Consider the following 10,867-nt stretch of genomic DNA (forward strand, 5'->3'; position numbering starts at 1 on the left):
TAACTTCCGAAAGTTATCTACAATAATCCAATCAGCGCAATTTCAGATAAAATTCTCTTAGTGCCTTGCTACTCGCTGGCTCGTTGATTTACCGCTAACAAATTCAAAAGTAACGAGGTACAAGCCTGATGCAACACCAGAAAGATCGAGTTGCAGCAGATTTTCGTTGGCGGGCATGCGCGCTACAATTACACCTACCAGGTTCCGAACAATTACTTCGTGCACTTCGCGGTGGTAATCGCCCAAATCCACATTAAAAATGCCCGATGTAGGATTGGGGAACAACTTGAATTGGCTGGCCATTTCTAGTTCCGTTTCTTCTACACTACTCACCTGGCTGCATGGAGCATAAGTTCCAACGAGTACCGACTGGCCTGTATTGAGCGGATCTAATTTCGTCTTTAGGTGAATGGTAGCGTTGCCGGGGTTTTGATCCCAGTGGTAGGAAACTTTACCGTACCAGTCGGGCTGGTTCTGCCCTCCTGACTGCACTTCATTGCAGAATGAACTTCCACCGGCCAGCGTACCCACAACCAATCCGTTACCGTCATAAAGCGGTGAGCCGGACGAACCTCCTTCGGTTACACCATGACCAGATTCCGTTCCGGTCCAAATCACCCGCCAGTATCCCTGGTTGCTACCACCTCCCCAGGAGGATGTGATGTAGTTGTTGGTTGAGGTGGAAATCTTCTTGACATCGCTTGAGGGGTGATGAATCCCAACTCCACCTCCAAATATGGTGGTTGACTGCGTGTTCCAACCGTTGTAATAAGCGTTGTAGGCCTCCGGCACGTCGTTTCCGAGTTCAATTAACGCAAAGTCCGAACCAAGTGACATATTTTGATGGCCGCGGGCAACGATGCTACCGCCCATCATAATGTTGGTAAGAGGTGCGTTTCCTTCGTCACACTCCGGACGCTCATAATTGAACCAAAAACGCAATTGATCCTGATCTGCCTGACTGTTGACCACCCCGCTGATACAGTGAAAAGCTGTGAGAATGTACGGGGTGCAATCCAACGCTGTGTTGTTCATTAAAACCCCTGAGCACCAAAACGTCCCTCCACCTTCGGTAATGCGCATACGCACCACACCGCGTTTCTGGTCTTGCCAATCGTCGCCTTCGGGGCAGTTTATGTCAACCTGGCAGGGATCTGAACTACGGGCGCTGGCAGCCAGATCGCGATATTGATGCCCAAGTGCTTCAATAACCAAACGCCCTTTACCGGCAGCCGATACAGGCTCGTAGTACTCAAGAATGATCTCATCACTGGCCATTAAATTGGTGGCAAATGATCCCGATTGAGTATTAAAAACAGAGGTATATCCTCCTTCTATCACGGTTTGATCCGGGCTGTAGAAAAAGAGCTCTGCACCATCCGGCAGATAAAAGTCACTGAAGTACAACTCTGTAGCAATAGCTCCCGGAGAGGCAATGCGGAGCTTCCATACCATATCACCATTGGGAAGTGTAAACCACTCACCCGCATTCTCATGCGACAATCTCAATTCAATTTTTCTACCGTCAAAAGGCAATTCCCCTTTGCTCTCGCGCAACTCATCTTCAGCGGCTACAGCGTTCATGTCAAGAGCGGGAACTTCGTATACCAGTAGGTCGTTATCAAAAACGTCAAGGCCCTGGCGAAAACTCACCGGCGTACCATCTGTTAAAAGTTGACCTTGGGCAATTGGGGCAATAAAAAATAAGGTGGCTGCCATGGCCAAAGCAGATATTCTTGCAAATGTCATTAATGGAAATTTAAACGGTTGAAAAAATGCATTCAAAATGCTCTTTCGCAAAGATACGAAAAACAGAGGACTTTTTTGTAACATCCCGCACCATCCTTGAATTGCTGAGAGCACAAACACCCCTTCCTTAACATTGATTAACTGGCATGAAGTTTTCAGCTCTGCAGTAATAAAGGTATCTTAGCACTTTAAACGCTTTCCATGAAAAATATTCTTTCCCTTATTTTATTCGCAGCAACATTGATTTCTGCGCAAGCCCAACCCGCGCGTGATCTCGGGCCTGTAGAGAAGTTCAATGCGCTGATGTTTCACATTCAAAGATCTTATGTTGATGAAGTGGATGCGGACAAACTTGTTGAAGCAGCCATAGAGGCACTGCTCGAAGAGCTGGATCCACACTCGATGTATATTTCTGCTGAGGAAATCAGGGAAATGAATGAACCGCTGGAAGGTAATTTTGAAGGCATTGGCGTGCAATTCAACATTATGCGAGACACCATCGTGGTTGTTTCGCCCATAGCAGGCGGACCTTCAGAGAAACTTGGAATTCTAAGTGGCGACCGGATCGTACAGATTGAAGGTGAAAACGTGGCCGGAGTGGGCATTAAAAACCGTGATGTGATGCGTTTACTGAAAGGCAAAAAAGGCACCCAGGTTAAAGTGGGGATTCGCAGAAAAAGCACTCCGGAGATTCTTGACTTCACCATTACCCGCGACAAAATTCCTATTTACAGTGTGGATGCCCACTACATGGCCGCGCCGGAAATCGGATACATCAAGGTTAACCGATTTGCGGCTACCACCATGGATGAGTTTAGAAAAGCGCTCAAGGAATTGAACGAGCAAGGAATGCAGGACCTGATTCTCGACTTGCAAGGCAACGGCGGCGGCTTGCTCAAAGCGGCTGTTGAAATGGCTGACGAGTTTCTGGAAGGCCAAAAAATGATTGTTTACACCGAAGGAAGAGCCTATCCGCGACGAGATACCAAAGCGCGGGTGAATGGAAATTTTGAGAAAGGCCGCCTGGTCATTTTGATTGACGAAGGCTCAGCGTCAGCCAGTGAGATTGTTTCGGGAGCTGTACAGGATTGGGATCGCGGATTGATTATTGGCCGACGGTCTTTTGGAAAAGGTCTCGTTCAAAGACCCATTGAACTACCTGATAGCTCCGTGGTTCGTCTTACGGTTCAGCGCTACTACACCCCTTCGGGCCGGAGTATTCAAAAACCCTATACAGAAGGTGTTAAAGCATACAAAAGCGAAAAGTTCGAGCGCTTCTTTAAAGGGGAACTCACCAGTGCCGATAGCATCAATTTACCGGACTCGTTGAAGTACTACACCAGCAGAAACCGCTTGGTTTACGGTGGAGGAGGTATCATGCCGGATATATTTGTACCGCTCGACACAACTGCTTTCAGCGATTTCAATACAGCACTCATCAGAAAGGGTGCCTTCAATCAATTCAGCCTTGATTATACCGAAAAGCACAGAAAAAGCCTGCTCAAAAAGTTCCCAACTGTTTCTGACTTCATTGAGGGCTTCGAGATGCAAGAAAGCATCATTGACGAGTTTTTCTCTTTTGCCGAAAAAGAAGGGGTGGAATTCAATGAAGAGGAGTACAACAGGTCTAAATACCTAATTGACAACAGGCTCAAAGCTCTTATAGCACGAAACCTTTGGAATACCAGTGCATACTACCAGGTGTACAATCCTTTTTGGCCCATCTACCAACGGGCCATTGATGTGCTTGAAGGTGACGCATACAACGCTGTGAACCTCGCTGATTATTAATGCGGATTTGTTAATGATTCGTTAATTGGCAGGCCGCATTTTTAGGTGCTGCCCCAGAATGGTTAGCTTTGCATGTAACATAAAAATCAAGATTATCATGAACAGTACATTGAAATACGGATTGATGGGGGTAATCGCAGTGGCATTGATTGCCAACGTGTACCTCATGATGACTGGCGCCTATTCAGGTGATTCAAGTGCACCCAAACCTTCTTCGAGCGCTGCAAGTGCAGCAGCCAGCAAAGCAGAGCGCACTGCAACAACAACGTCGCCTGTTACTGAGGAAGCCTACACCGGCCCGATTACAGTGATAAATTTTGCGCAGCCCATGCACGACTTTGGTGCTATCAAGCAAGACACTGAGAACGCTCACACCTTTACCTTTACCAACACAGGTACAGAGCCGTTAATTATTGAGAATGCGAAAGGTTCATGTGGCTGCACCGTGCCTAAGTATCCCAAAGAGCCTATTCCTCCCGGTGGAACCGGAGAAATTGACATCGTGTACAAGCCCGGTAAGCAGAAAAACAAGCAGACTAAAACTGTTACAATTACCGCTAACACCGAGCCCCGCACTACCACTCTTACCATCAGCGCGAACGTTGAGGAAGTGTAAGAAAGGGGTTTTCAAAAATCAAACGAGCCTCTGATTCAGGGCTCGTTTTTTTTTTGCCTGTTAGCAAGCACAACCAACAGAAAAAGCTACCTGTGTTCAATAGAAGGGCCACCGCAAGCCACGAACCGGAAAATAAAACACCGCGCTCACCAGAAGAAACAGGTGAATCTATCTTCTCTTCCGCCATGGGTGTTTCATTCATCTTTATCTGCATTCCTCAAGCACCGGATGATAACCAGAATAGGTCAGGCGTCAATCAAATGCTACATACCGAAAAGTGGCCTATGGTTGCCACCAACACGGTTGTATATCTGCGAAATGTAACCGCTTTTCACCGTAACGACAGCATGGTAGCAATGACAGACGGGGAGCAAACATCTGTAAGCCGATTACGTAAGGCGGAGTTTCTGAATAAATCCATCTAAGAAAGACCTCCAGGCCTTCCAAATCAATCATCTCCGCTCGACTTCTTAGTTCATCACCAACCCCGCTCTGGGTAGCTCAACCCTCACGGTGGTGCCTCCATTGCTGTTTCGTTCTATGGTGAGTTTACCACGATGGGCTTCAACAAGGTCGCGAACAATAATCAGCCCTACCCCGGTTCCTTTTTCCCCAAAAGTGCCCACGGCAGAGCTCAGGCGCTCACGATGCGGCAGCGCATCAATCAAATTTTGCTCCATGCCCTCACCGGAATCCTCAACTTCCAACACCGTGAAAGTGGCGGTTTCGCTGATGGTGACCGTCACCGTTCCGCCACGCGGACTAAATTTAAGTGCGTTGGTAATGACATTGGTAGCAATGCTTTTGAGTTGGGTTTCATCAGCATGGATGAGTGCACAACCCCTGTTCACAAACTTCAGATTAACATCTTTGAGTCGGGCACTATTGTCAAACAACTCTTTGAGCGTTTCAATAAAACCATCTGTGCGGATATCGCTCGGTCGGCTCACCACCTGACCCTGAGCTGTATGCGACCAGTTGAGAATATTGTTGAGCGTTGTAAGGCTGGTTTCCGTTTGGTTCTGAAGCATACCCAGCCATTCTTTGAACTGTTTTTCATGCAGGCTTTGGTCATCCATCATTCGCAGCAATGAAGAAATATTAGCCAACGGAGCCCGCAAGTCGTGCGAAAGCACCGAAATAATGCGATTTTTAAGCCTGTTCGATTCCATCAACTCGCGCTCCTGACGTTTAATTTCCTCATGCTGTGCACGCAAACGACCATGAGCTTCCTTTTCTATCAACAAGGATTTTTTCCGCATTCGCACCAACCTTGTGAGCAAGACCACAACCGTTGCCAAAAGCACCCCCAGTAAAGAGAGCGCAATAATAACTTTACGCTGAAAGAATACACGTTCCGGCTCGTGGGCAGTTTCAGAAGGATTTCCACCTGAACCATCGAGCAGGGAGCCCGTTTGATACCGTTGCATTGCAGCTGCCAACTCCTGTCGCGCCAATTCATTTTGAAGACTGTCGTTGAATGCCTTAAGCCGCTCGTGATACACCAACGCGTCTTTAAACTGCCCGGTTTCTTTAAAGAAGGTTACCAGTCGCTCCAGCATTTCGCGCTTTAATTGGAACGCGCCCATTCGTTGAGCAGCCATCAGAGCTTGCTCGAACCTACTCTGAGCACGTTGTACGTAGTTCTTTCGGAGATAAACCTCGCCCAATCCTTTGTTGGCGTGGTAAAAACCGGGATCTATTCCATGTTCTTCGCTAAGTCTGAGTGTTTCTTTAAAAGCCTTTTCGGCAGAATCCAAATCGTTATTTTCAATGTGCAGGTATGCAAGTCCGTTTAAGGCAATCGCCATTGCAGCAGGCATTTCCAATTCCTCTCGAAGTGCTATGGAACGCCGGGCATAGTAAAATGCACTGTCCAAGGCCCCCTTTTTCTGATACATCAACGACAGGTTGTGCTTATTCTGAGCTAATCTGTAGGTATTTTCCGTTTCAATATTCAGTACTCTCGCACGATGAAAATGGCGTGCTGCAAGATCAAACTCGCGGAGGTCACGGCTATATAAATCCCCCAGGTTGTTTTCAATCACAGCCAGTCGGTCTTGATTTTCTGTTTGTTGAAAAAAGTGACGAACCTCCAGAAGAATTTCGAGGGCCTTACTGTACTGATCTGTATGTTGGTATGTTGATGCCAGATTGGTTTTGAGCTTTTGCAGAAAGTCCACATCTCTGTCGCCACAATACTCTACTGCTCTTTGAAAATGTTCGAGGGCGTCATTGTGACGGTTTTGAGAACTAAGAATGGTAGCTACCTCGGCGTGTGCATCAGTGAGCATGATTGTATCGCCACGTTGAACAGCGATGCTGAGTGCCCGTTGTGCGGCCTCCATGGCATCCTTAAGCTGCCACCCGTGTCGCAACCACCTGGCTTTGTTGTGGTAAAAGCGAAAACGCAACTCAGAATCAGCATGATCGTAAAGCCAAGCTGCGGCAGATTCCAGCAGACCATCAGCCAACGACATCTCTCCGGCATCGATAGCCGTTTCAATGGAGTCAAGCAATTGCGAAGCTTCAGATTTGTTGTCAGAGGCTATTAACCCATGATTGAGAATCAACCCAACAAAAAACACAAGAGTAACCCGGAAATACATCCATTCCCTGGAAAAATGCTGAAGCCGCATATCGGAAAGCGCGATTTGCATCAAGCTCAATTTTTCTGTTTCTAAACTAAAACGCCAAGGTTGTGAAAGGTTGTCTTACAAGTGTGAAAGGTAATATAAGCGAATGAGAACAGACTCCACCGCGCAATCCTGGCTCAACTCACCTGTATGGCCACGCGGTAAACATCCAAATAGTCTCGCTCGATGTTTTTGACGGGTTGTCCGTATCCTTTTACCACCGTAGCTGTGAGTAAGCTCGGTTGGTGACCACTTTGGTCTCTTGATACGATGCAAAGTCAAGAATTTTCTGCTTGCGTTTTTACCGGAAGCCTTTCTTTGCTTATTGACCTTAACTTTGCAAAAGGAACAAAACGAAATGAATCTTCGCTGCAATCTGAAAATATGGGCGTTGGCGCTTTTATCGGGCTTTACCTGGGGTTCGTGCGAAAGCCAGAGTTCACCCGCTGTCAGTAACGGCATCAAAACACAGCCAAACGAACAAAGAAAAATGAGAGTAGAAATCTGGAGTGATGTAATGTGCCCTTTTTGTTACATGGGCAAACGAAAATTTGAGAAGGCGTTGATGCAGTTTGAGCATTCAGAAAAAATTGAAATCGAGTGGAAAAGCTTTCAGCTTTCTCCTGATATGCAGACCAATCCGGATATAAGTGTGCACGAATCGCTGGCCGCCATGAAGGGGATGAGCACCGAACAGGCGCGATTGCTGGGTGAGCAGGTTGCGGCCCGCGCAGCGCAGGAAGGACTTATCTATAACTTTGATCAGGCCGTAGTGGCCAATTCATTCAATGCACACCGCTTTTCGCACCTCGCTAAAAAGCATGGCCTGCAGGATGAAGCCGAGGAAGCGCTTTTTAAGGCCTATTTCACCGAGGGTAAAAACATTGACGACCATGAAACACTGGCCGAACTGGGTGCTTCGCTGGGGATTGACCACAGCGAGGTCCTCGGCATGTTGAACAGCGATGAATACGACGATGAAGTTCGCATGGATGTGCACGAAGCCCGACAAATAGGCGTAACGGGTGTACCGTTTTTTGTGTTCAACAGAAAATACGCGGTATCAGGTGCGCAGGAATCAAGCGTTTTTCTGGAGACTTTACAGAAGTCGTTTCAGGAGTGGACGGCAGACGGCAGCAGGAATTGACGCCTTTTTTTGCTTCAAAACGATTGATCAATGACAGCGAATTTTTGCCTGCTCAACTCCTCCATTTCATTTCTCAAGAAAACGGACCATCCATTCATACCCCAAGCCGTTAGGAACCCAAAAACTGCCGCAAAACGTAGTGGAGTATTCCGCCATTGAGGTAATAATCAACCTCTATACGCGAATCCAGCCTGCAAAGCACTTCAAAATCCACTTTGCTGCCATCATTGCGCACAGCCGAAACCACCAGCTTTTTTTGAGGTGTGAGCCCAGCTGAAATGCCGCTGATCGAAAACTTTTCCGTTCCGTCGAGTTGCAGTGTATGGGCTGATTGACCGGTTAAATATTCGAGAGGCAATACACCCATGCCCACCAGGTTGCTGCGGTGAATGCGCTCGTAACTTTCCGCTATGACCGCTTTAATACCCAGCAACGTGGTTCCTTTGGCAGCCCAATCGCGCGATGAACCCGAGCCGTATTCTTTTCCGGCGAGCACGATCAGCGGTGTATTGTCGGCTTTGTATTTCTGCGCAGCGTCAAAAACAGTCATCTCCACCCCGCTCGGAATATGCGTGGTAAATCCACCTTCATTCTTAGCCAGTTCGTTCTTGATACGCACATTGGCAAAAGTACCGCGTACCATCACTTCGTCGTTTCCGCGGCGTGAGCCGTATGAGTTGAAGTAGCGTTGCTCTACCCCACGATTGATGAGGTATTGCCCTGCCGGACTTGTGGCCGCAAAAGAACCTGCGGGCGAAATATGGTCGGTTGTAATCGAGTCACCGAGCTTAAGCAACACATGCGCACCCTCGATATCTTTTCCTTCGGGAGCTTCATCTGAAATTCCCTTGAAGAAAGGTGCTTCCTTGATATAGGTAGATTCGTCACTCCATTGATATACCTTTCCGGCCGGAGGTTGCATACGCTTCCACTGATCGTTGCCCTCAAATATTTCTCCGTAGTTTTTATCAAAGTCATCCGGTGACAGCACTTTGGCCATCAGCTCATTGATTTCGTCATTTGAAGGCCATATGTCCTTGAGGTAAACCGGCTCAAGATTGGGGTCGTAGCCGAGCGGTTCGGTATTCAGGTCAATATCCACCCTTCCGGCTAAAGCATACGCCACCACCAACATGGGCGACATCAGGAAATTCATCTTTACTTGCGGATGCACGCGGGCTTCAAAGTTTCGGTTTCCCGACAGCACTGATGACACAACAAGATCGTGATCGGTAACCGCTTTGGCGATATGGCGGGGTAGAGGACCCGAGTTACCGATACAAGAAGTACAACCATAGCCGACGGTGTGAAAACGCAGGGCCTCCAGATCATCCATCAAACCCGCTTTTTCGAGATAGTCCGTCACAACTTTAGACCCCGGAGCCAGCGATGTTTTGACCCATGGCTTTACGCCTATCCCGCGCTCAACGGCTTTGCGGGCCACGAGCCCGGCTCCAATCATTACGCTTGGGTTAGAGGTGTTGGTGCACGAAGTAATGGCTGCGATAACAATGGATCCGTCGCTCAAAGAGAAATCGTCATTGTGAAGACTTACCCGAACTGTTTTGAGTCCGTCCTTCAACCGGGTATCCATTTCGGCCGCAACGCACTGGTTGTCTACTCCTTTGTCGGGCTGTGAATTTCCTCCCTCGGATTTCCAGCGGCCCACTTCGCGCTCATCAATGGGAATGTATTTACGGTGATGGGCCGTTTCGAGCAATTCACCAAATTTCTGCTTAAAGTTGCGCATCAGGATTTTGTCCTGCGGGCGTTTGGGGCCCGAAACCGTAGGCTCAACAGTGCCCAGGTTGAGCTCCACAACCGAACTATAGCCAATTTGCGATTCATTTTCGCGCCACAACATGTTCGCCTTGCAGTATTTCTCCACAAGATCTATCTGCTCCTTGCTGCGGTTTGTTTTAGCCATGTAGTCAAGCGTACGGTCGTCGATGGGGAAGTAGGTTACTGTACAACCAAATTCAGGCGACATGTTGGCGATGGTGGCCCGGTCAGGCACAGATAGATTGTCGAGACCATTGCCAAACACTTCTACAAATTTCCCAACCACACCGTGTTCGCGCAGTAATTGTGTAATGGTGAGCACCATATCTGTAGCCGTGGTTCCCAGCGGCAATTTCCCGGTCAGTTTCAGCCCAACTACCTTGGGCATAATAAAGTAAATCGGTTGACCAAGGATGGCAGCCTCCGCTTCTATTCCGCCCACGCCCCAACCTACCACACCAATTCCGTTAACCATGGGTGTGTGGGAATCAGTTCCTACAAGCGTATCGGGAAATACATTTCCGTCGCGCTCAATGACACCTTGCGCCAGGTATTCGAGATTCACCTGGTGACAAATGCCCATTCCGGGCGGCACAACCGAAAAGTTGGCGAAGTTTTGCTGTGCCCATTTCAGAAATTCGTAACGCTCGCCGTTGCGTTCGTATTCGGTTTCCACGTTTTTCTCGTAGGAAGCGGATGTTCCGAAAAAGTCCACCTGCACACTGTGATCAATGACAAGGTCCACAGGAATGAGCGGATTGATTTTGTCGGGATCCTTTCCTTTGCGGGTGGCTTCGGCGCGCAAGGAGGCAATGTCTACCACCGCGGGTACTCCGGTAAAATCCTGCATCAGGACCCGGGCCGGCTTGTAGGGAATATCTTTGTTGGAAGCTACTGGTTTCCAACCGAGAAGGGTTTCAATATGTTCTCCGGTGATGGCGAAATCGTCATAATTCCTCAAAGCGTTTTCGAGCAGAATCCGGATTGAAAAAGGGAGTTTATCAATCGAATGACCTTGATCATGGAGTGCTTTCAGGCTCCAGTATGTTTTATCTCCACGGGGAGTTTCAAGTTTCTTTTTGGCGTTGTACGGGTCTTGACTCATTATTTTGGGCTTTGCCTAAATATACAAACTTTTAGGGCATA

Annotated in this window: 7 protein-coding genes; 4 read left to right on the top strand and 3 right to left on the bottom strand. The window is 48.1% G+C overall.

Annotation, left to right across the window (positions count from 1 at the left end; genetic code table 11):
• Positions 1-57 precede the first annotated feature (57 nt).
• The gene (locus tag EA392_13705) at positions 58-1,833 is read right to left on the bottom strand and encodes a T9SS C-terminal target domain-containing protein (GenBank protein ID TVR37086.1); all 1,776 of its coding nucleotides are present in this window, start codon (positions 1,831-1,833) and stop codon (positions 58-60) included.
• A gap of 117 nt (positions 1,834-1,950) precedes the next feature.
• On the opposite strand from EA392_13705, the gene EA392_13710 reads away from it, so the two are divergent.
• The 3 genes from EA392_13710 to EA392_13720 all read left to right on the top strand — a co-directional run bounded on the left by EA392_13710 (position 1,951) and on the right by EA392_13720 (position 4,581).
• On the top strand, positions 1,951-3,540 hold the full coding sequence (locus EA392_13710) for a S41 family peptidase (protein ID TVR37087.1): 1,590 nt from the start codon (positions 1,951-1,953) through the stop codon (positions 3,538-3,540).
• A gap of 169 nt (positions 3,541-3,709) precedes the next feature.
• Positions 3,710-4,156 carry a DUF1573 domain-containing protein gene (locus EA392_13715; protein ID TVR37092.1) on the top strand — a complete coding sequence of 149 codons (447 nt, stop codon included), beginning with the start codon at positions 3,710-3,712 and terminating at the stop codon, positions 4,154-4,156.
• A 53-nt stretch (positions 4,157-4,209) separates the two neighbouring features.
• Positions 4,210-4,581: a hypothetical protein gene (locus tag EA392_13720; GenBank protein ID TVR37088.1), complete on the top strand. Its 372-nt coding sequence runs from the start codon at positions 4,210-4,212 to the stop codon at positions 4,579-4,581.
• A gap of 45 nt (positions 4,582-4,626) precedes the next feature.
• Here EA392_13720 and EA392_13725 read toward each other — a convergent pair whose 3' ends face one another.
• A complete protein-coding gene (locus EA392_13725; GenBank protein ID TVR37089.1) occupies positions 4,627-6,816 on the bottom strand; it encodes a hypothetical protein in 2,190 nt (729 codons plus the stop codon).
• A gap of 466 nt (positions 6,817-7,282) precedes the next feature.
• On the opposite strand from EA392_13725, the gene EA392_13730 reads away from it, so the two are divergent.
• Positions 7,283-7,939, top strand: a complete 657-nt coding sequence (locus EA392_13730) for a DsbA family oxidoreductase (GenBank protein TVR37093.1) — start codon at positions 7,283-7,285, stop codon at positions 7,937-7,939.
• A 109-nt stretch (positions 7,940-8,048) separates the two neighbouring features.
• Here the strand turns inward: EA392_13730 and acnA are convergent, their stop codons facing one another.
• Entirely contained in the window at positions 8,049-10,826 is a 2,778-nt protein-coding gene (gene acnA, locus EA392_13735) for an aconitate hydratase AcnA (protein TVR37090.1), read from the bottom strand.
• Positions 10,827-10,867 lie beyond the last annotated feature (41 nt).

The organism is Cryomorphaceae bacterium (assembly GCA_007695365.1).
Taxonomy (GTDB): domain Bacteria; phylum Bacteroidota; class Bacteroidia; order Flavobacteriales_D; family SKUL01; genus SKUL01.